Source organism: Bradyrhizobium sp. UFLA05-89, from assembly GCF_059803475.1.
Window position 1 is genome coordinate 1 of sequence record NZ_JBANBA010000124.1, and the last position, 21,026, is coordinate 21,026.

General features: G+C 64.4%; 14 protein-coding genes. All 14 read left to right on the top strand.

The genetic code is table 11. The features are described from left to right. Positions 1–608: helix-turn-helix transcriptional regulator (locus tag SO139_RS39035; protein WP_498541696.1), on the top strand; the 608-nt coding region annotated here is incomplete at its 5' end. 339 nt (positions 609–947) lie between these two features. Then, positions 948–3,410 (top strand): arylsulfatase, encoded by a 2,463-nt coding sequence (locus SO139_RS39040; protein WP_498541697.1) that lies wholly within the window; start codon positions 948–950, stop codon positions 3,408–3,410. 242 nt (positions 3,411–3,652) lie between these two features. Then, entirely contained in the window at positions 3,653–5,923 is a 2,271-nt protein-coding gene (gene nirK / locus SO139_RS39045; RefSeq protein ID WP_498541698.1) for a copper-containing nitrite reductase, read from the top strand. Positions 5,924–6,357: 434 nt separating this feature from the next. Beyond that, entirely contained in the window at positions 6,358–7,083 is a 726-nt protein-coding gene (locus SO139_RS39050; protein ID WP_449381644.1) for an outer membrane protein, read from the top strand. Between the two features lie 496 nt (positions 7,084–7,579). After that, the gene (gene dnaE / locus SO139_RS39055; protein WP_498541699.1) at positions 7,580–11,083 is read left to right on the top strand and encodes a DNA polymerase III subunit alpha; all 3,504 of its coding nucleotides are present in this window, start codon (positions 7,580–7,582) and stop codon (positions 11,081–11,083) included. A gap of 124 nt (positions 11,084–11,207) precedes the next feature. Further along, positions 11,208–11,942: a carbonic anhydrase gene (locus SO139_RS39060; RefSeq protein WP_449381642.1), complete on the top strand. Its 735-nt coding sequence runs from the start codon at positions 11,208–11,210 to the stop codon at positions 11,940–11,942. Between the two features lie 185 nt (positions 11,943–12,127). Further along, entirely contained in the window at positions 12,128–14,494 is a 2,367-nt protein-coding gene (locus SO139_RS39065; RefSeq protein WP_498541700.1) for a caspase family protein, read from the top strand. A gap of 232 nt (positions 14,495–14,726) precedes the next feature. Beyond that, a complete protein-coding gene (locus SO139_RS39070) occupies positions 14,727–15,716 on the top strand; it encodes a 30S ribosomal protein S2 (protein WP_027523852.1) in 990 nt (329 codons plus the stop codon). A 126-nt stretch (positions 15,717–15,842) separates the two neighbouring features. Continuing rightward, entirely contained in the window at positions 15,843–16,766 is a 924-nt protein-coding gene (tsf, locus tag SO139_RS39075) for a translation elongation factor Ts (protein WP_498541701.1), read from the top strand. Between the two features lie 61 nt (positions 16,767–16,827). Further along, the gene (gene pyrH / locus SO139_RS39080; RefSeq protein ID WP_498541702.1) at positions 16,828–17,544 is read left to right on the top strand and encodes a UMP kinase; all 717 of its coding nucleotides are present in this window, start codon (positions 16,828–16,830) and stop codon (positions 17,542–17,544) included. Positions 17,545–17,598: 54 nt separating this feature from the next. Beyond that, a complete protein-coding gene (gene frr / locus SO139_RS39085; RefSeq protein ID WP_254095528.1) occupies positions 17,599–18,162 on the top strand; it encodes a ribosome recycling factor in 564 nt (187 codons plus the stop codon). Between the two features lie 10 nt (positions 18,163–18,172). Continuing rightward, positions 18,173–18,931, top strand: coding sequence for an isoprenyl transferase (locus SO139_RS39090; RefSeq protein ID WP_449381638.1), 759 nt, complete (start codon positions 18,173–18,175; stop codon positions 18,929–18,931). Beyond that, positions 18,928–19,770, top strand: a complete 843-nt coding sequence (locus SO139_RS39095; protein WP_498541703.1) for a phosphatidate cytidylyltransferase — start codon at positions 18,928–18,930, stop codon at positions 19,768–19,770. Before SO139_RS39090 ends, SO139_RS39095 begins: the two co-directional genes overlap by 4 nt. A gap of 4 nt (positions 19,771–19,774) precedes the next feature. Then, entirely contained in the window at positions 19,775–20,998 is a 1,224-nt protein-coding gene (dxr, locus tag SO139_RS39100; protein ID WP_449381636.1) for a 1-deoxy-D-xylulose-5-phosphate reductoisomerase, read from the top strand. Positions 20,999–21,026 lie beyond the last annotated feature (28 nt).

Consider the following 21,026-nt stretch of genomic DNA (forward strand, 5'->3'; position numbering starts at 1 on the left):
GCCTCGAGCAGGGGCGCACAGTAAGCCCGTCGGTCACCACCATCGATGCGCTGGCCCGCGCGCTGCGCCTTTCCAGGACCGAGCATGCGCATCTGAAGGCGCTGGCGCGCGACGGCGCGAGGGGTGCGTTCACGCGCGAGGTCGTGCCGCCGCCGATCCTGCGGCTGATCGAGAGCCTGAACCAGCCGGCCTACATTGTTGGACGGCGCTGGGACGTGCTGGCGTGGAACGATGCCGCCGAGGAGGTCTTTGCGTTCGGGAAGCTAGCGGAGGAAGATCGCAACACGATGCTTCTCATGATGACCAACAAGCAGACGCGAAAGGCTTACGGTGCGAGCTGGGCGGAAGTGGCAAAACGCATGGTGGCGATGTTTCGCGCAACACATGACGTATGGGCGGGCGATCCCGCGTTTGTGGCGTTGCTGACGCGGCTGCGGCAGGGCAGTCCGGAATTCGTCAAATGGTGGGAAGCGCACGAGATCCGCAGCACCGCCTCGGGCCTCAAGACCATGTCTCATCCCACCCTGGGCGTGCTTCATTTCGAGCACACGAGTTTTCAGGCCAATGACGATCCGGCGTTGAAGCTCGTCATCTACACGCCGGTGTGAGCGCGTAAGCGCAAGGGCCAAGCGTCAGATTTCGAGAGCCGAACGGAAATGTTGCGATCAGCCGGAGCGATGAAGACAAGCTCCGGCAAGGGCTTGTTCCCGGTTCTGTGGGCCGAAGGAAGCCTATTTCGACAAGTCGTGGCAACTCGACGATATCGTGCAGGTGAGTGAGACAGTCGGGCGCCAGTGACGAGGTTGATCTAGATCAACCGCCGTCGCGCCGTCCGATTCAAGCTGCGCATTGCTACGCCTGCATCCAAGCCTTGCTTGGAGCGCGGCGTGTCTCTCGTTTCGACTTGTGTCGGCTCCTCAGGAAAACTTGAGCACCGGGAGGACAGCATGAAGACGAACGTCGCAATCAATCGTCGGAAGTTCCTGCTTGGAAGCACAGCACTCGTCACCACATCTGCAGTCGCCACGCGACCTGAGCCTTCGCAAGCGCAGGGCCCGCTGAAGGAGTACAAACCCGGGCAGGCGTTTTCCGGTGTGATCGGCCGAACCTTTGACGTATCCAAACCGGCATGGCCAGCGCCCGTCCGGGCGCGGGAGGGCGCGCCGAACGTGCTGTTCATCGTTCTCGATGACACCGGCTTCGGGCACATCGGTTGTTTCGGGAGCCCGATCAACACACCCAATCTGGATGCACTCGGCGCTGATGGGCTGCGCTACAACAATATGCATACCACCGCACTGTGTTCGCCATCGCGTTCCTGCTTCCTGACGGGGCGCAATCACCATTCGAATGGGATGGCATGCATCACTGAAGGCTCGGAGGGCTTTCCGGGAGCCAATGGACAGATCCCGTTCGAGAACGGCTTTCTGTCGGAAATCCTTCAGCAGAACGGCTACAATACCTATTGCCTCGGCAAATGGCATCTGACGCCGGCCGAACAGACTTCAGCGGCCGGCCCTTACGACCGCTGGCCTCTCGGCCGTGGATTCGAGCGCTACTATGGATTCCTCGGCGGGGATACACATCAGTACTACCCGGAGCTAGTGCGGGATAACAGCCAGACGGAGCCAGAGAAGACGCCGGAGGAGGGGTACCACCTCACGCCCGACCTCGTCAGCAAGGCGAAGGGCATGATTGCGGACTCCAAACAGGTGGCGCCCAACAAGCCGTTCTTCATGTACTTCGCCACGGGAGCCATGCACGCGCCGCATCATGTTCCGAAGGAGTGGGCCGACAAGTACAAGGGCAAGTTTGACGCAGGTTGGGATGCCTATCGCAAGCAGGTTTTCGAGAAACAGAAGGCGCTTGGGATCATACCGTCGAACACGGCTCTGTCGCGACACGATCCAGACGTGCAGGACTGGGACAAGCTGCCGTCCGATGAGCGCCGCCTCTACGCCCGAATGATGGAAGTGTTCGCAGGATATCTGGAGCACACCGACCACTACATCGGCGAGCTGATCACCTTCCTCAAGGACATGGGCGAATACGACAACACGCTCATCATGGTGGTTTCAGACAACGGCGCAAGCGCCGAGGGCGGCCCGCACGGCTCGGTGAACGAAGGCAAGTTCTTCAACAACGTGCCGGACGACCTGCAGCAGAATCTCGCGGCGATCGACGACCTGGGCGGCCCGAAATACTTCAATCATTACGCCTGGGGCTGGACACATGCCGGCAACACGCCGTTCCGGCGCTGGAAGCGGGAAACCTACCGCGGCGGCGTCTCCGACCCGTTCATGATCATCTGGCCGAAAGGCATCAAGTCCAAGAGTGAGATACGCACGCAGTATTGTCATGCCATTGATATGGTGCCGACGGTGCTGGACGCGCTCGGCATCGAGCCGCCGGTCCAAATTCGCGGCGTTACGCAGTCACCCCTGCAGGGCTTCAGCCTCACGTCGTCGTTTGACGATGCAAACGCGGCGCCGCTGCACTTCACGCAGTACTTCGAGATGTTCGGCCATCGCTCACTCTACCACGACGGCTGGCGCGCAGTCTGTCCATGGCCGGGTACGTCGTTCACCGAGTCCGGCCGGACGTTTGGCGCCGCCATCGACTACGCCAAGCTGATCGAACTCGATGCCAAGGGTTGGGAGCTTTACAATCTCAAGGAGGATTTTGCGGAAACCAACAATCTCGCTGACAAGGAGCGCGACAGACTGATCGCGATGATCGGCATGTGGTACGTCGAGGCCGGCAAATACGACGTCCTGCCGGTCGACAGTCGCGGTACGTCGCGGCTCGGCGATCCACGGCCGCAGATCGCGGCCAATCGCAAACGTTATTTGTATTATCCGGGCACCCAAATGGTGCCCAGCAACGCAGCGCCTTACCTGATCAATGTTGCACATTCGATCTCGGTGCACGCCAACGTGCCGAGGGGCGGAGCGGAAGGTGTGCTGCTCTCGATGGGCGGCTGCGATGGCGGCTTCGTCTTCTACGTCCAGAATGGCAAGCTGACCTACGGCTACAACTACGTCGCCGATCAGCGTTTCAAGGTGCAGTCGGACACAGCTATCCCCGAAGGCGATCACATCTTCAGCTTTGAGTTCACACCGACAGGCAAGGCGGACATCCCTGAGGGCAGGGGCGTACCGGCAAGCATCAAGCTGTTTGTCGACGGCAATCCCATCGGCAACGGCGATTTGCCCGTCACCATACCGTTGTCGTTGGGCTTGGCGGCTGGCGTTTGTGTCGGCGCCGATGCCGGTTCGCCGGTGATGGATACGGACTACAAGGCGCCATTCCCGTTCACCGGGACGGTGAAGAAAGCTCTCGTGGATGTAACCGGTGAACCCGTCGAGGACATGGCTGCGAAGATGAGGATGTACCTCGCGCGCCAATGAGCGGTCTCACCTTGTAGCGAGGTCCGTTCATGGCCCGATCTGAGACTCTGCGGCGGTTACTAAAGGTGTCAGCTCACCGGGGCTGACTTGAAGCAATCGCGGGACGCGATTGTGGCAATGACGATTCGGCGTTGAAGCTCGTCATCTGCGCGCCGGTCTACGCCGTTGATTTAGATCAAACGGGACCGATGCGTTGCAGCGATACTTGCGACGAGCGCCGGACAAAGCAGCGGGTTTTCAGGATGTGGGAACAAATTCGCGCCGTCTGGCGGGCATCGTCCGTTTTCATTGTCGGGCTGGCCGTGATTTTCGGCGGGATCTATCTGGTCGGACACCTGTCTTCATCGACGAATCCGCCATCTGCCGCAGCCCCCACCTCTGATCAAGCCGCCTCGTCGGACCAAGGTCGCAATCGGGGCCAGCCGGCCGTCGCCTCGACCGAGACGCCGTCGCCACAAGGCGGCAGCGCGAAGCAACCTGCGCAGCAGCTCGCTCAATCAGGCAAGGCGCCTGCTCAGCCGCCGGTCGATCAGAACAATCCCGCACCGACACCAAAGCCGTCGGCGAACGCAGCCGCGGCATCTCCGGCCGCTGCTGCCTCGCCGTCCGCTGATGACCACAGGGCGGCGAACATCCAGCCTCCAAGCGCAACGCCGTCGCTGCCCGCCGCCCCGTCACCATCCGCTCATGACCATATGGCACAGGGCAACACGCCGCAGGCGAGCGCAACGACCGGACAATCACCTGCGGCACCAGCCTCCAACGCTCCGCCGCCCGCGTCCAATGCCGCAACGGCTGCCTCGAATGCCGCGCCGGGCATCGGCGATGCTACGGCAGGTCGTCTGGTCTTCAGGAAGTGCCAGGCTTGTCATTCCACCGAGCCCGGCAAAAACATGCTCGGCCCGTCGCTGGCCGGCGTCATCGGCCGCAAGGCCGGTACGGAGGCTGGTTACAATTATTCGCCCGCGATGAAATCGGCTGACATCGTGTGGAGTGTGCAGACGCTCGACCAATATCTGGCCGATCCGGCGAAGGTCGTGCCGGGCAACAAGATGCCGTTCCCCGGCCTCAAGACCGATCATGACCGGGCCGACGTCATCGCATATCTCGCGGGCGGCACGCAGCCCGCGGCCACCGCCGCTCAGCAGCCTTCGCAGGCTACGCCGCCGCCCACGCCACAGCCGGCCCAGACACAGGCGGCGCAAGCCGCGCCAGGTCCCTCCGTCACCTACATTCCCGACGCGCGATACACCTTGCGTTCGGGGATCGCGGAAGGGCGAATGGTCTATATCGGTGAGGGCGGCGAGATCGACGGCAAGGTCAATCCGGTCTTGACTGCCGTCGAGGGACAGGTGGTTCAACTCACTCTGATCAATGGCGAAGGGGCGCAGCACGATATCGCCTTTCCCGACCAGAACACCACCTCGCCACGCGTCACCGGAAAGGGTGCAAGCACGACGATCGCATTCCGCGCCGATAAGTCCGGGGACTTCGTTTATTTCTGCAGCGTGCCCGGCCATCGGCAAGCCGGAATGGAAGGTCAATTCCTGGTTACCCCGCGCCCGCCGCCTCAGGCGGTGGTGGAAGCCGATATTTCACGCGAGCCCGCCGACGTGCCGCCGCCGATCGGCAAACGCGATCCGCAAACCGTGCGTGTCGACCTCTTGAGCGTCGAGCTCGAAGGCCGGCTCGCGGAAGGAACGACGTTCGGCTACTGGACCTTCAACGGCAAGGTGCCGGGCCCGATGATCCGGGTGCGCGTCGGCGACACCATCGACATTCATCTGAAGAATTCCAGCGACAGCTCGATGATCCATTCGGTCGATTTCCACGCCGCGACGGGCCCGGGCGGCGGTGCGGCCGCTCTCCAGGTCGATCCCGGCCAGGAGAAATCAATGACATGGAAGGCGCTGGTGCCGGGCCTCTACGTCTATCACTGCGCCACCCCAATGGTCGCCGAGCATATTGCAAACGGCATGTACGGCATGATTCTCGCGGAGCCTGAAGGCGGCCTGCCGCCGGTGGATCACGAGTTCTATGTCATGCAGGGCGAAATCTATTCCGACATGCCCTTCGGCCAGCGTGGAAGCGCAGAGTTCAGCGTGGAGAAGCTTCTGAACGAACGTCCCGAATACTTCGTCTTCAACGGCTCAGTCGGAGCGCTGTCCAAGCTCCACCCACTGCACGCCAAGGTCGGCGAAACCGTGCGCATTTTCTTCGGCGTCGGCGGACCGAACTACACATCCTCATTCCATGTCATCGGGGAGATACTCGACAAGGTCTATACGTTTGGCGGACTTCAAAGCCCGCCGCATGAGGGAATTCAGACCGTCACCGTGGCGCCGGGCGGCGCGGTTGTCGTTGACTTCAAGCTGGAAGTGCCGGGCAATTACACGCTGGTCGATCATGCGCTTTCACGATTGGAGCGTGGGCTGTCGGGCATCCTGAGCGTGGAGGGTCCCCCGAACCCCGAAATCTTCAACGGCAAGGTGATGCCAGGCATGGGGCACTGACCACGCCTCCGGTGCAGAAATCGAACGATGGGATCTATACGACGTCACCCCGCTCTCGAGCACGGGATTTTTTTCAGGCCAAGGATCATCCCGCTTAGCAGCTTGTGATCTACACGCCGGTGTGAGCGAGCCGCATTGTGGAACAGCGCTCGCGAAATTGTGGCGACAATACGGAGACAAAAATATCGATTGTCATACTCGTGTTCACACCAAGATGTGAACACTCCTCCGCGAGCGGAGACTCAGCAGATTGACGCTGGAACCACTGCAAAAATAGAACCCAAATGAGTTCCAGGCGCGTGCGAGAAACATTCATTTACCTCGCGGGGCCTTTCGATAGGACTGTGGCGTCGCGGTTACAGCAATTCCGTCGATGGCTGGTAAGAGGTGCCCATGGCCCGGGGGCCTACTGAAGAAACTGGAACGGGAATCAAATGAAGAAGAGTTTGTTGCTTGTCACTGCTAGCCTCGTTGCGCTCAGCGCGGCTGCGCCGGCGGTGGCTGCTGACCTCGCAGCACGGCCTTATACGAAGGCGCCGCCTGCGGCGATCGCCGCGGTCTACGACTGGAGCGGCTTCTACATCGGTATCAACGGCGGCGGTGGTTCGGCTCACACGACCTGGGATTTCGTCGGCACGGGCACTGAAGGTTCGCACAACGCGACCGGCGGTACCGTCGGTGGTCAGATCGGCTATCGCTGGCAGACCGGGCAGTGGGTGTTCGGCGTCGAAGGCCAGGGCAACTGGGCCGACTTCTCCGGCGACAACGTCAGCCTGCTGTTCGCGGATCGCAACCGCAGCCGTATCGATTCGTTCGGTCTGATCACCGGTCAGGTCGGCTACGCCTGGAACAACGTGCTCGTTTACGTGAAGGGCGGCGCGGCCGTGGTCGGCGACAAGTTCGACGTCTACAGCACTGCCACCGGCGCGCTGCTTGCCTCGACCAGCCAGACCCGTTGGGGTGGCACGGTCGGTGCCGGCCTCGAAGTCGGCTTCGCTCCGAACTGGTCGGTTGGCGTCGAGTACAACCACATCTTCCTGCAGGACAAGGACGTCACCTTCACGGGTCTCGTGGGTACCGACCGCATCCGTCAGGACGTCGACATGGGTCTCGTCCGCCTGAACTACAAGTTCGGCGGCCCGATCATCGCGAAGTACTGATATTAGGTACCGACAGGATCGCTCCATTGGAGCGGTCGCGAAAGCCCCGGCCTTGCGCCGGGGCTTTTTTGTTTCGAGAATTCATCGAGTTAACCATTGAGTGCAAAGCCGGGTCGCGAGCCCCGTCGCGCAGCTTGACTCTTAGAACAAAAATAGAACAATGTTCTCTCTATGTTCTAGCGAGGGAGCAAGGCCATGTTGAAGATCTTCGTGGAAGAAGCCGCTGCACTGGCATCGATCACGCTGTTCGTCGGGATGATCGCGATCTGGGCGCAAGTCATCCCTCAGCTCTGATTCCCCAGCTCTGAGCGGGGGACCGGCGGCCGCTTGTTGAAAAGCGGGACGGCGCTAGGAATGTGCGCCCGCGCCATGGACTCTCCGTAGACTCTTGGCGGCCGAGGCACCACCATTGTCGGGCGAGTCGGGCCAACGGAGCGCGCATCCTGCGCCCAGGTCCGGCTGGTGTCCCCACGATGTTGAAAGGCCGTAAGCGACCATGCCGAGCGCCGGATTTGTCCATCTTCACGTTCACTCGGCCTATTCGCTGCTCAAGGGTTCGATCAAGATCGCCAAGCTCGCGGAGCTTGCGAAAAAGGACCATCAGCCGGCGCTGGCGCTGACCGACACCGACAACATGTTCGGTGCGCTGGAGTTCTCCGACAAGATGGCGGGCTCGGGCGTCCAGCCGATCGTCGGCTGCGAGCTCGCGATCGATTTCGGCGACCAGGATCCGAATGCGCGCAATGCGATTCTGCCCTCGCGGGTCGTGCTGCTGGCCGCGCAGGAGCGCGGCTATCGCAGCCTGATGCGGCTGAACTCGCGCGCGTTCCTCGAGACTCCCGACAGCCACGCGCCGTTCATCAAGTTCGATTGGCTTGACGGCGAGACCGACGGCTTGATCGCGCTCACGGGCGGTCCAGACGGGCCGATCTCGCTTGCGCTCGCGGCCGGCCACGCGGAGCTCGCGGCCACGCGCTGTGAGCGACTCGCCGGTCTGTTCGGCGACCGCCTCTACATCGAATTGCAGCGTCATGGCATCGACAAGGAACGCCGCATCGAGAGCGGGCTGATCGACATTGCCTATACGAAAGGCCTGCCGCTGGTTGCGACCAACGAGCCGTACTTCGCTTCGACCGACGATTACGAGGCTCACGATGCGCTGCTCTGCATCGCCGGCGGGCGGCTGATCGCCGAGACCGAGCGCGAGCAACTCACGCCCGATCACCGCTTCAAGACGCGCGCCGAGATGGCGGTGCTGTTCGCCGACATTCCGGAAGCGCTGGCCTCGACGATCGAGATCGCCGAACGCTGCTCGTTCCGACCGATGACGCGCAAGCCGATCCTGCCGTTCTTCACCGTCGGCGCCGCAGGCAGCTCCGATGCGGCCGCGGTCGAGGCGGGCGAATTGAAGCGGCAGGCGGAGGAGGGGCTTGCCAACCGCCTGCGCGTGCACGGCCTGTCGCAGGGCACGACCGAGGAGGACTACAACAAGCGGCTCGCCTTCGAGGTCGACGTCATCACCCGCATGAAATATGCGGGCTACTTCCTGATCGTCTCCGACTTCATCAAATGGGCGAAGTCGCAGGGCATTCCGGTCGGGCCGGGCCGCGGCTCCGGCGCAGGCTCGCTGGTCGCCTGGGCCTTGACCATCACTGATCTCGATCCGATCAAGTTCGGGCTGCTGTTCGAGCGCTTCCTCAATCCCGAGCGCGTCTCGATGCCGGACTTCGACATCGACTTCTGCCAGGACCGCCGCGGCGAGGTAATCAAGTACGTCCAGGAACGCTACGGCCGCGATCAGGTCGCCCAAATCATCACCTTCGGCACCCTGCAAGCGCGCGGCGTGCTGCGCGACGTCGGGCGCGTACTGCAAATGCCCTATGGGCAGGTCGACAAGCTGACCAAGCTGGTTCCGCAGAATCCGGCCGCACCGGTGACGCTGGCCGCCGCGATCGAGAGCGAGCCAAAGCTCCAGGCGTTTCGCGATGAAGACCCGGTGGTGGCGCGCGCCTTCGACATTGCCCAGCGCCTCGAGGGCCTGACGCGCCACGCCTCGACGCACGCGGCCGGCATCGTGATCGGCGATCGCCCCCTGAGCGAGCTCGTGCCGATGTATCGCGATCCCAAGTCCGACATGCCGGTGACCCAGTTCAACATGAAATGGGTCGAGCCCGCGGGCCTCGTGAAGTTCGACTTCCTCGGCCTGAAGACGCTGACGGTCCTCGACGTCGCGTGCAAACTGCTCAAGCCGCGCGACATCCATGTCGATCTCGCGACGCTGCCGATCGACGATGCCGAGAGCTACCAGATGCTGGCCCGCGGCGAGGTGGTCGGCGTGTTCCAGGTTGAAAGCCAGGGCATGCGGCGCGCGCTGGTCGACATGCGCCCCGACCGCTTCGAGGACATCATCGCGCTGGTCGCGCTCTATCGTCCGGGCCCGATGGCGAACATCCCGACCTATTGCTCGCGCAAGCACGGCGACGAGGAGCCGGAATATCTCCACCCCGTCCTCGAGCCGATCCTCAAAGAGACGTTCGGCGTCATCATCTACCAGGAACAGGTGATGCAGATCGCGCAGGTGATGTCGGGCTATTCGCTCGGCGACGCCGACCTCCTGCGCCGCGCGATGGGCAAGAAGATCCGCGCCGAGATGGACAAGCAGCGCGATATCTTCGTCGCCGGCGCGGTGAAGAACGGCGTGCCGAAAGCGCAGGCCGAGACGATCTTCGAGCTGCTCGCCAAATTCGCCGACTACGGCTTCAACAAGAGCCACGCGGCAGCCTATGCGCTGGTGTCCTACCACACCGCCTACATGAAGGCGCATTATCCGGTGGAGTTCATCGCGGCGTCGATGACGCTCGACCTCAACAACACCGACAAGCTGTCCGAATTTCGCTCCGAGGCGCAGCGCCTCGGCATCAAGGTCGAGCCGCCGAACGTCAACCGCTCAGGGGCGACCTTCGAGGTCGGCGAGAAGACCATCTACTACGCGCTCGCAGCGCTCAAGGGCGTCGGCCTTCAGGCCGTCGAGCAGATCATCGAGGAGCGCACCAAGAACGGCCCGTTCACGTCACTCGCCGATTTCGCCGCGCGCGTGTCGCCGCGCGCGATCAACAAGCGCATTATCGAAAGTCTCGCCGCCGCCGGCGCCTTCGACACGCTGGAGCCGAACCGCGCCCGCGTCTTTGCCGGTGCGGATGCGATCCTCGCCGCCTGCCAGCGTGCGCATGAGGCCGCGACCATCGGGCAGAACGACATGTTCGGAGGTGCGTCGGATGCGCCTACCATCATGCTGCCGCAGATCGAGGCCTGGTTGCCGGCCGAGCGGCTGCGGCGCGAATATGATGCGATCGGTTTCTTCCTGTCGGGGCATCCGCTCGACGATTACGCGACGGTGCTCAAACGCCTGCGCGTGCAGAGCTGGGCGGAGTTTTCGCGCGCCGTCAAAACCGGCGCAACCGCCGGCAAGGTCGCCGCCACCGTGGTGTCGCGCATGGAGCGGCGCACCAAGACCGGCAACAAGATGGGCATCATGGGACTTTCTGATCCCACGGGCCACTTTGAGGCGGTGCTGTTCTCCGAAGGGCTCGCGCAATATCGCGACGTGCTTGAGCCGGGCGCCGCGGTGCTGCTGCAGCTAGGTGCGGAATTGCAGGGCGAGGACGTGCGCGCGCGTGTGCTGCACGCCGAGCCGCTCGATGACGCCGCCGCCAAGACGCAAAAGGGGCTGCGCATCTTCCTGCGCGACACCAAGCCGCTGGAATCGATCGCGCGTCGGCTTGCAGGTCCGGACGCCGCGCCATCGAACGGCGGCGCGCCGAAGGTCGGCAGCCCCGGCATCGCGCAGCGCTCCAACGGCGACGGCGAGGTCTCGCTGGTGATGATGCTCGACCTCGAGACCGAGGTGGAGATGAAGCTGCCCGGCCGCTTCAAGGTCTCGCCGCAAATCGCAGGCGCGATCAAGGCGGTCGCGGGTGTCGTCGACGTGCAGCAATTGTAGCATCCGTCGCCGCCGATCGAGCCCGGCGGCGCCGGTCCATGATTTTGTCGGCGGCGAAGCGTCGCTGTCACTCGTGTCCTGTACTGTTCATGCAGGTCTGGACTGAGATGGTAGGGGGAAAGACATGTGCGACAAATGCTCTGACAAATTGCATCATCTGCTCGTGCCCTCGCGACGCTCGATGATGCTGTTCGCCGCTTCGGCATTGATGTTCGGTTCGACGGCCTTCGCCAAAGAAACGAAAACGCCGCCCAAGCCGCAGAACGTAGTGACACCCGATGCTGCGCTGAAGCGGTTGATGGAGGGTAATGCGCGCTATGTCGACGGTGTGGCGCGGCGCCATGACTTCAAGCATGAGCGAGGAGCTCTCGCCGCGGGGCAGAATCCATATGCGGCGATCCTGAGCTGCGCGGACTCGCGCATTGCGCCGGAATACGCTTTCGACACCGGTCGCGGCGATCTCTTCGTCTGTCGTGTGGCCGGCAATTTTGCCGGCAACGAGACGATCGCGAGCCTTGAATATGCCGTGGCCGTGTTGAGTACGCCGCTGATCCTGGTTCTCGGCCACGACAGTTGCGGCGCCGTCGATGCGACGCTGAAAGCGCTCAAGGACAACAAGTCGCCGCCGGGACACATTCCGTCGCTCGTCGAGGCGATCGCGCCGGCTGCCAAGGCGGCCATGCAGCAGGGCGCAGATGCGCTCGACGCGGCGATCCGGCAAAACGTGATCGACAACGTGGCCAAGCTGAAGTCAGCGGCGCCGATCCTCAATGCGGCGGCCGAGCAGGGCAAGCTCAAGGTCGTCGGCGGCATCTATCGGCTGGCCACGGGCACCGTCGACCTGATCTCCCAGGGGTAGGGGGTCAAGATCAGGATCGTGCGGCCGGAATTTTTGCGATCGCGAACCTGACATGGAGCTGACGGGCGACGGCCAGCGGCCATTCCGTCGCCTCAATCCAAGCGTTTTTCGTTCAAACGCCATTCAGCCAGCCGCGCGTCTCATGTGCGGTGGCAAGCTCAACAACAATAGCGGGCGCGAAAGCCATGCGTGGGACACGACAATCTTTCCTTGGATCTTTCCTCGGTTTGCTTCTTCCGAGCCTGCTGTTCGCGGCAGGCGGACTGTTCGATCCTGCCTACGCCCAGCAGCAGGAGAAGCGTATCGCGCTGGTGGTCGGCAACGGCGCCTATGCGAAGTCGCCGCTGGCAACGACCGCCAATGATGCCGGCCTGATCGCACAGACGCTTCAGGCCGCCGGCTTCGACGTGGTCGGCGCCCGCGACCTCGACGGCGACACGCTGCGCAAGAGCTTTCGCGATTTTCTTCAGAAGGCCCAGACATCGGGACCCGGCACCGTCGCGATGATCTATCTCGCCGGCTATGGCGTGCAGCTCGCCGGCGAGAACTACTTCATCCCGGTCGATTCCAACATCGCGCGCGATACCGACGTTCCGACCGAGGCGCTCCGCATCAGCGACTACGTCCGCCAACTCGCCGCGCTGCCGCTGAAGGCGAACATCGTCGTGCTCGATGCGGCCCGGGCGCAGCCCTTCATCGAGGGCGGGCAACCGATCGCAAGCGGGCTCGCGCTGGTCGAGCCCGACGCGAACATGCTGATCGCCTACAACGCCGCGCCCGGCACCGTGGCGCCGGAAGAGCCGGGGCCCTACGGCGTCTACGCCCAGTCGCTCGCCGAGATGATCCGCACCGGGGGCCTGTCGCTGCCTGAGGTCTTCGACCGCGTGCGCCTGCGCGTCAACGACGCCAGCAAGGGCGCTCAGGTGCCCTGGGACGATCAGAAGATCAGCGCGCAATTCTCGTTCTTCGAGCGCGGACCTGACGCACCACCGCCGCAGGCCACGCCCGATCAGGTCGCTGCGATCCGCAACAAGCCGATCCGCGATCTCGGCGTGCAGGACGCCTACGCGGCGGCGCTCGAGCGCGACACGCTGCCGGCCTATGAGGAATTCCTCTCCGCCTATCCCGGTGATCCCATGGCCAAGCGGGTGATCGCGATTGTTGCAGCGCGCCGCGAGGCGATCACCTGGCGGCGGACCTATCGCGCCGACACGCCGGACGCTTACTGGTCCTATCTGCGCCGCTATCCGCGCGGGCCGCATGCTGGCGACGCACGGCGCAGGCTGGCGATCCTGACCGCGCCGCTCGAGCCGCCGCCGAGCTTTGCCATGATGGATTACGGCCTGCCGCCGCCGCCGCCGGAGGAGGTGGTCTATGTCGATCGCCCCGTGCTGCTGTTCAGCGATCCCGTGTTCGGCTTCGTGCCGCCGCCGCCGCCCCCGGTCTATTTCTGCCCGCCGCCGCCACCGGATTTCGTCGTGCTGCCGCCGCCGCTGCCGGTGGTCGGACTGTTTGTGCTACCACAGCCGATGTTCGTGCCGATCCCGGTGTTCGTGAGGCCGCCAATTTATGTCGCACCGCCGCCGAACAACATCATCTACCAGAACATCCACAACACCACGGTGATCAACACCGTCATCAACCGGCCTCCGGCAGCCGCGGCTGCGGGACTCGCGCCCGGCAGCTTGGCTCCGGCGGTCTCCGGCCGCGCATCACCCGCAGGCCCGGCGGTGCCGCAGGCCGTTGCGCAGCGCGCCGCCTTGATCCAGCAGGGCAAGCTGCCGATGCCGCAGAGCGCGACGATCACGCCCACCGCGCGACCGGGAACACCGGCTGCGACGCGGACCAATGTCGCGCCGGCCGTAGCCGCGCCGCCGAGCAGGTTGCCTGAGGCCAATACGCTTCCGGTCCCCGGCACCCATGGGGCGCCGCCGGCGCCCTCGGCTGCCCAGACGCCGAGTGGCAGGCTCGCGCCGACCGCGACGGCGCCGGCGAACGGCTCGCAAGCAGGCCATCCCAATGCGGCGACCGCAACGGCGCCGCCCACCACGACGCCTGCCGGAAATGCGGCCGTCGCGCCGGGCCAGTCGCAAAAGCCGCCGGTCGCTGGAACGCCGGCGACCACGCCTGCGGATAGCCGTGCAAAGTCGGCCATCCCTCAGCAGGGCACCACGGCTCCATCCGCGGCGGGGACAGGCGCCAAGCCTGCCGTCACAGCGGTGCATCCCACGGGTCGCGAGCCGCTGACACCGCAGAATCAGCGTGTGATCACCCCGCCGCCGCAGGCCGCCAAGCCAGCCGCGCCGCCACATCCTCAAGCCGTCGCGAAACCCGTGCCCTCGGCGGCGACGCCGCGGGCAGCCTCGGCGCCACCCCCGCGAGCCGCGCCTCCGCCCGTCGCCGCCGCCCGGCCGGCTCCGCCGCCAGCGGCTCGCCCGGCGCCGCCACCCCCGCCGCGGGTGGCCGCGGCTCCGCCGCCCCGTCCGGCCGCCCCACCGCGCCCGGCACCGGCTGCAGCGAAGAAATGCGCCCCCCACCAGCCAAAGTGCTAGGGGGCCTGGAACTACGGAAAAGGACTTGAAAAGGGCCTGAAAAAGGACTTGGGGCAGGGCGCCAAAACGCCCTCCAAAGGCCCTTATTTCCTTGCTTCTGGCCGAAATCGCGCTATATAGCGCGCCATCTCACACGGAAACATGGCTCAAAAGGCCGTCCGGTGGCAGCCGGGGCGAGAACGCTCCGTCTTGCTCACACGTTTCCGGAGGAACCAACCGGAGAATTATCACTATGGCGCTACCCGACTTCACCATGCGTCAGCTGCTCGAAGCTGGCGTGCACTTTGGTCACCAATCCCACCGCTGGAATCCGAAAATGGCGCCGTTCATTTTCGGGACCCGCAACAACATCCACATCGTCGACCTCGCGCAGACCGTGCCGATGCTGCACCAGGCCCTCCAGGCCGTCAGCGACACCGTCGCGAAGGGCGGCCGCATCCTGTTCGTCGGCACCAAGCGCCAGGCGCAGGACGGCGTTGCCGACGCGGCCAAGCGCTGCGCGCAGTACTTCGTCAATTCGCGCTGGCTCGGCGGCACGCTGACCAACTGGAAGACGATCTCGGCCTCGATCAAGCGCCTGCGTCATCTCGACGAGGTGCTGTCCGGCGGTGAAGCCAACTCCTACACCAAGAAGGAGCGCCTGACGCTCCAGCGCGAGCGCGACAAGCTCGACCGCTCGCTCGGTGGCATCAAGGACATGGGCGGCCTGCCCGACATGATCTTCGTGATCGACACCAACAAGGAAGACATCGCGATCCAGGAAGCCCAGCGGCTCAACATCCCGGTCGCGGCGATCGTCGACACCAATTCGGACCCCAAGGGCATCACCTATGTGGTGCCGGGCAATGACGACGCGGGCCGTGCGATCTCGCTCTATTGCGACCTGATTGCGCGCGCGGCGATCGACGGCATCTCGCGCGCCCAGGGCGATGCGGGCATCGATATCGGCGCTTCGGTCAAGCCGGCCGCTGAAGAGCTTCCGTCCACCAGCGGTTTCCAGGGCCTTGCAGGTCCGCGCGGCACCGCCGACGACCTCAAGAAGCTCCCGGGCGTGTCGGGTGCGATCGAGAAGAAGTTCAACGACCTCGGCATCTTCCACTACTGGCAGCTCGCCGAGCTCGATCACGCCACCGCGCACAAGATCGGCGAAGAGGTCGGTCTGCCCAGCCGTGCGGATGCCTGGGTGGCCAAGGCCAAGGCGCTCACCGCGGAAGCGGAATAACAGTCGAGGGGCGGCCGGATCGTTCCGGCCGCCATTTCAGTTGACGCGACGTCCTGTGATGGACCGCGGTGGGGCGAGACAGCGCCGCGCCGCGGGTTAACCGGCAGGCAAGAAGGATTTTTAACGATGGCAACGATCACAGCTGCGATGGTCAAGGATCTGCGCGAGTCGACCGGCGCAGGCATGATGGACTGCAAGGCCGCGCTCACCGAAAACGACGGCAACATGGAAGCGGCGCAGGATTGGCTCCGCAAGAAGGGCCTGTCGAAGGCTGCCAAGAAGTCCGGCCGCGTCGCGGCCGAGGGCCTGATCGGCGTACTCACCAAGGGCACCAAGGGCGTCGTGGTCGAGGTCAACTCCGAGACCGATTTCGTCGCGCGCAACGGCCAGTTCCAGGGCCTCGTCAAGATGATCGCCCAGGTCGCGTTCGATGCCGGCGCCGATGTCGAGAAGATCAAGGCCACCAAGGTCGGCGACGTCACGGTCGAAGCTGCGATCAATGACGCGATCGCGACCATCGGCGAGAACATGACGCTGCGCCGCGCCGCTTCGCTCGACGTGAAGCAGGGCGTGGTGTCGAGCTACGTCCATGGCGCCGTCATCGATGGCGCCGGCAAGATGGGTGTCCTCGTCGCGCTCGAATCGCCCGGCAAGGCCGATGAGCTCGCAGCGCTCGGCCGCCAGCTCGCCATGCATGTCGCGGCCGCCAATCCGCTCGCGCTCGAACCGTCCGGTCTCGATCCGGCGGTCGTGAAGCGCGAGAAGGACGTGCTCGCCGACAAGTACCGCCAGCAGGGCAAGCCGGAGAACGTGATCGAGAAGATCGTCGAGTCCGGCCTGAAGACCTACTACAAGGAAGTCTGCCTGCTCGAGCAGGCCTTCATCCACGACACCGGCAAGTCGGTGGCGCAGGCGGTGAAGGAAGCTGAGGGCAAGGTTGGGGGCCCCGTGAAGATCGCCGGCTTTGTGCGGTATGCTCTCGGTGAGGGAATCGAGAAGCAGGAAAGCGACTTCGCGGCGGAAGTCGCGGCCGCCAGCGGCAAGAAGTAAGCGCCGGGACGTTTCCTTCCGGCGTGCCGCCGGAAGCGGCGCCCGGAGAAGGAAAGTGCTCATGACTGATCCGGTCTATCGTCGCGTGGTGATCAAGCTGTCCGGCGAATATCTCGCGGGACCGCAGGGTTTTGGGATCGACCAGCAGACGGTTGACCGGGTTGCCGACGATCTGATCGCCGCGCGCCGTCTCGGTGCCGAGGTCGCGGTGGTGATCGGCGGCGGCAATATCGTTCGCGGCGTCGAGGTGTCCTCCCGCGGCGTGTCGCGCCCGACGGGCGACACGATGGGCATGCTCGCCACCGTGATGAACTGCCTCGCGGTGGAAGCGGCGATCGAACGCAAGGGCGCGCCGGCGCGCACCCTCTCGGCTTTCGTCATGCCCGAGATTTCCGAGCTATTCACCCGCGCCGCAGCGCACAAATACCTCGCCGAGGGCCGAATCGTGCTGCTCGGCGGCGGAACCGGCAATCCGTTCTTCACGACCGACACAACGGCGGTGCTGCGCGCCGCCGAGATCGGTGCCGAGGCCGTCCTCAAGGCGACCAATGTCGACGGCGTCTACTCGGCCGATCCCAAGAAGGATCCGGCCGCCAAGCGCTTCGACCGGCTGACGCACAAGCAGGCGATCGAGGGCGACTATAAGGTGATGGACGCGACTGCCTTCGCGCTTGCCCGCGAGACGTCGCTGCCTATCATCGTATTCTCGATCGCCGAACCGGGCTCGATCGGCGCGATTCTGCGCGGCGTCGGCCACGGGACGATCGTCGCCGGCTGACGGCGCGCCGGGCGCAGCTTGTGCGCCCAGCCAGGTATCTGAAGGGAGAGCGTGATGGCCACGGGTAATTTCGACCTCAACGAATTGAAGCGCCGCATGCAGGGCGCCGTCCAGTCCCTCAAGCACGAGCTCGGGGGCCTGCGCACCGGGCGCGCCTCCGCCTCGATGCTCGATCCGGTCCAGGTCGAAGCCTACGGCAGCCACATGCCGCTGAATCAGCTCGCCACCGTCAGCGTACCGGAGCCGCGGCTGATCTCGGTGCAGGTCTGGGACAAGTCGATGGTCAAGCCGGTGGAGAAGGCGATCGTCGATTCCAACCTCGGCCTGTCACCGGCCACCGAGGGCCAGGTGCTGCGCCTGCGCATCCCCGAGCTGAACGAAGAGCGGCGCAAGGAGCTGGTGAAGGTCGCGCACAAATACGCGGAAGCTGCCAAGGTCGCCGCGCGTCACGTCCGCCGCGACGGTCTCGACGTCCTCAAGAAGCTCGAGAAGAATCACGAGATGTCGGAGGACGACCAGAAGCGTCATGCCGACGAGGTGCAGAAGGCGACCGACGGCACGATCACCGAGATCGATCAGCTGCTGGCGGCCAAGGAAAAAGAGATTCTGACGGTCTAGAGAAGCCTTCATGTCGAACGCCGCCGCGCCCGTCACGGAAGGACCGGAAAGGTCCGAGGCGCCCGCGCATGTCGCCATCATCATGGATGGCAACGGGCGCTGGGCGGCGGCACGTGGCCTGCCGCGCGCCGAGGGCCACCGCCGCGGCGTGGAAGCGTTGCGCCGCGTCGTCCGTGCCTCGCATGAGCTCGGCATCCGCTATCTCACCATCTTCTCCTTCAGCTCAGAGAACTGGTCGCGTCCGGCGAGCGAGATTGGCGATCTCTTCGGCCTGTTGCGCCGTTTCATCCGCAACGACCTCGCGAGCCTGCACCGTGATGGCGTCAAGGTGCGCATCATCGGCGAGCGCGAGGGACTCGAAGGTGACATCTGCGCCCTGTTGAACGAGGCCGAGGAGCTGACGCGCAACAACACGCGTCTTACCCTCGTCGTCGCCTTCAACTACGGCTCACGGCAGGAGATCGCGAAAGCCGCGCAAAAGCTCGCGCGCGAAGTCGCAGAGGGCAAGCGCGATCCGGCCTCGATCGATGCCGAAGCGCTCGGGCACTATCTCGACGCACCCGAGATTCCCGATCCCGATCTCATCATCCGCACCTCCGGCGAGCAGCGTCTGTCCAATTTCCTGATGTGGCAGGCCGCCTATAGCGAGCTGGTGTTCGTGCCGATCCATTGGCCTGATTTCGACAAGGCCGCGCTCGAAGGCGCGATCGCCGAATTTGCCAGACGCGAGCGCCGTTTCGGCGGCCTGGTCGCGAAAACCGCCTCGTGACCGAAAACGACGCCGCGCCGGCGGGCTCAACGCCGGCTTCAAGCAACCTGATGATGCGTGTCCTCGCGGCCCTCGTGCTGGCGCCGCTGGCGATCGCGCTCGCCTATGCCGGCGGCTGGCTCTGGGCGTTCCTGGTTACGCTTGCCTCGATCGGGTTGTTCGTGGAGTGGCTGACTGTGGTCGGGGCAGGGCGGGTTGTCCTGACAGCGTGCGGGACGATCGTTCTCGCCATCATGGGATTCTGTGTCGCCTTCGGGGCGCTCAAGGCTGCGGTCGTGATCGGCTGCGTCGGCGGCGTCGCGATCATGCTGCTGGCGAAAGACAAGTTTGTCTGGGCGGGGGCTGGATTCGCCTATGCGGTGGCTGCGCTGCTCGCCTCGATCCTGGTGCGGCAGGATCCGGTGAACGGATTCGTCGCACTCATGTTCGTGCTGCTTGTGGTGTGGGCGACCGACATCGGTGGCTATTTTGCCGGCCGGGGCATCGGCGGTCCCAAATTGTGGCCGCGCGTGAGCCCCAAAAAGACCTGGGCCGGGGCGCTCGGCGGCTTCGTCGCGAGCCTGGCGGTCGCAGGCGGATTTGCCGCCTCCGGCTTCGGCAAGGCGGTTCCGTTGCTAGCCCTCAGCGCCATTTTGTCGATGGTCTCGCAAGCCGGCGACCTCTTCGAATCCGCAGTCAAGCGCCGGTTCGGCGTCAAGGATTCCAGTCACTTAATCCCGGGCCATGGGGGCCTGATGGACCGCCTGGACGGCTTCATCGCCGCCATTCTGGTGGCCTGGATTTTCGGCTACCTGCGCCATGGTGTGCATAGCGCTGGAAGCGGTCTTATGGTTTGGTGAAACAATGAGCCCAGTCCCTTTGCGTAACAACAAGCCCGCGGCGTCCGCGGTGCGCAGCGTCACCGTTCTCGGTGCCACCGGCTCGATCGGCGACAGCACGATGGATCTGTTGCGCGCTTCGCCCGAGCGCTATCGCGTCGAGGCATTGACGGCGAACGGCAATGTCGAAGCGCTGGCAAAGCTCGCAAAGGAGTTTTCCGCGCGCTTCGTCGCGATCGCGGACACCTCCAAGCTTGCCGAGCTCAAGAATGCGCTCGCCGGCACCAAGACTGAATGCGGCGCGGGCGAAAGCGCTGTGATCGAGGCTGGTGCGCGGCCGGCCGACTGGGTGATGGCGGCGGTGAGCGGCGCGGCTGGACTGAAGCCCGCGCTCGCCGCGGTCGATCGCGGCGCCCATGTCGCGCTCGCCAACAAGGAATGCCTCGTCTGCGCCGGCGATTTCTTCATGCAGCGCGCCGCCAAGGCGGGTGCCTGCATTCTGCCCGCCGATTCCGAGCACAACGCACTGTTCCAGGCTTTGAGCTCGGGCAATCGCGATGAGCTCGTGCGCGTCATCATCACCGCCTCGGGCGGCCCGTTCCGCACCTGGAAGAGCACTGACATCGAGCAGGCGACGCTGGCTCAGGCGCTCAAGCATCCGAACTGGAGCATGGGCCAGAAGATCACGATCGATTCCGCCTCGATGATGAACAAGGGCCTCGAGGTGATCGAGGCGTCCTATCTGTTCGCCTTGAAGCCGGACGAGATCGACGTGCTGGTCCATCCGCAGTCGATCATCCACGGCATGGTCGAATTCTCCGACTGCTCGGTCGTTGCCCAGCTCGGCGCGCCCGACATGCGCACGCCGATCGCACACTGCCTCGGCTGGCCCGACCGCATCAAGGGACCCGCCGCCAAGCTCGACCTCGCCAAGATCGGGCAATTGACCTTCGAGGCGCCGGATTTCGAACGTTTCCCCGGACTGCGGCTTGCTTACGATTCGTTAAGGACCGGACGCGGCGCGACTACGGTATATAATGCTGCGAACGAGGTCGCGGTGGCGGCCTTCATCGCCGGCAAGATCAGATTCGGCGCCATCGCGCGGCTGGTCGAAGCAACGCTCGAAGACTGGATCAAGGGTGGCAATCTGGCGCCCTTGTCCTCGGCGGATGATGCGATCACCGTTGACCATGTTGCGCGAAACAGAGCGGCCACCCTATTGCCTCAAATCGCCTTAAACGCATCCTAGTAGGTTCGGAACCGGGGTCGCGAGGCCC

Excerpts from the sequence above, each read along its gene's own strand:
- SO139_RS39040 (WP_498541697.1), top strand. The coding sequence starts at position 948 with ATGAAGACGAACGTCGCAATCAATCGTCGGAAGTTCCTGCTTGGAAGC.
- nirK (WP_498541698.1), top strand. The coding sequence starts at position 3,653 with ATGTGGGAACAAATTCGCGCCGTCTGGCGGGCATCGTCCGTTTTCATT.
- SO139_RS39050 (WP_449381644.1), top strand. The coding sequence starts at position 6,358 with ATGAAGAAGAGTTTGTTGCTTGTCACTGCTAGCCTCGTTGCGCTCAGC.
- dnaE (WP_498541699.1), top strand. The coding sequence starts at position 7,580 with ATGCCGAGCGCCGGATTTGTCCATCTTCACGTTCACTCGGCCTATTCG.
- SO139_RS39060 (WP_449381642.1), top strand. The coding sequence starts at position 11,208 with ATGTGCGACAAATGCTCTGACAAATTGCATCATCTGCTCGTGCCCTCG.
- SO139_RS39065 (WP_498541700.1), top strand. The coding sequence starts at position 12,128 with ATGCGTGGGACACGACAATCTTTCCTTGGATCTTTCCTCGGTTTGCTT.
- SO139_RS39070 (WP_027523852.1), top strand. The coding sequence starts at position 14,727 with ATGGCGCTACCCGACTTCACCATGCGTCAGCTGCTCGAAGCTGGCGTG.
- tsf (WP_498541701.1), top strand. The coding sequence starts at position 15,843 with ATGGCAACGATCACAGCTGCGATGGTCAAGGATCTGCGCGAGTCGACC.
- pyrH (WP_498541702.1), top strand. The coding sequence starts at position 16,828 with ATGACTGATCCGGTCTATCGTCGCGTGGTGATCAAGCTGTCCGGCGAA.
- frr (WP_254095528.1), top strand. The coding sequence starts at position 17,599 with ATGGCCACGGGTAATTTCGACCTCAACGAATTGAAGCGCCGCATGCAG.
- SO139_RS39090 (WP_449381638.1), top strand. The coding sequence starts at position 18,173 with ATGTCGAACGCCGCCGCGCCCGTCACGGAAGGACCGGAAAGGTCCGAG.
- dxr (WP_449381636.1), top strand. The coding sequence starts at position 19,775 with ATGAGCCCAGTCCCTTTGCGTAACAACAAGCCCGCGGCGTCCGCGGTG.